Genomic DNA, 1,005 nt, shown 5'->3' on the forward strand with positions numbered 1-1,005 from the left:
TGTCCTTCAGACATATCGTCAAGCTTTTTGACGTCGACATAAGCAAGTATTTTTTCTTCTTCTGCTTGGGTTTGTACGATGAGTCTTCTGATTTCATTGATCTGTTGTGGAAAAGCCTTTTTAATAGGTGTGTTCCTATCCATATCATCATCTTCACTCACGACATTAAGAAGCATACCTAACAGATATCTGCGTGCGTATGTGATTGCAGAACCAACCGATTGTATATTTGATTTGCATCCTTCAGTGTCATAAGGAAACTTTCCTTCTGTTGAGATTTTATTCCCAGACGGATGCGTCAAAGTCATTTCTATAATTATATTGTCTGAACTCTGTTCTTTGATACGAGAAAACAAAGCAAATCGGTGTTTTGCAAGAGTCTTCTTTACAACATCAATGTACTGGTCAAGGGTTGCATATTGGCTGTTTGTATGGGTGTTTGTAGAGTTTTTTTGTATTTTTTGATATTCCGTTTGCATATTCGAAAGATCACTAGCAAATCTTTCGTAGTTTTGTCGTTCTATTTCTTTTTCTCGTAAGGCAATGAGACGCTCGAGACGGTCCATATCGACGTCATTTTCTAAGGCTCTGTTTAAAATACGTTCCATAGCAGTTTGTTTAACCGCTAAGTGATGCGTTTCTTCAATTTCTGTTAGGTTAGTGTTTTGTTCACTCATCTTGATTTCCTCCTATTTGAGCGCAATTCCCCCGTGGCGTGAATCACGCTGGTGTTAAAATCTTTGTTTTTGTTGCTAGAAACGGCTTATAGAGATACTATAAGATTAGTCGTTCGTATTTTTTTCCATTATTGCTTCTCGCCCGTTGTGATGATTTCATCATTGATGATCTCTGCGTTTCCATGAATAAATGCATAACCATAGATTTTGGCATTTCCCCCAACTTTTGCTCTGATGGAAATCAATGGACTGTCATAAATTTTAGCATTTCCATAAATTTTAGCTTTTCCACTAATAAATGCACCACCGGAAACTTGTGCATTCTCGT

1 protein-coding gene and 1 pseudogene are annotated in these 1,005 nt (G+C 37.3%); both read right to left on the minus strand.

The annotated features are described in order from the left end of the window. A partial coding sequence (locus ACFIKE_RS11360) for an ERF family protein (protein WP_375650050.1) occupies positions 1 to 677 on the minus strand: 677 nt, incomplete at its 3' end. A gap of 128 nt (positions 678 to 805) precedes the next feature. Then, positions 806 to 1,005 (minus strand): annotated as a pseudogene (locus ACFIKE_RS11365) (hypothetical protein); the annotation flags it as partial.

Source organism: Bartonella sp. MU70NMGDW, from assembly GCF_042194085.1.
In the GTDB taxonomy this organism is placed as follows: domain Bacteria; phylum Pseudomonadota; class Alphaproteobacteria; order Rhizobiales; family Rhizobiaceae; genus Bartonella; species Bartonella grahamii.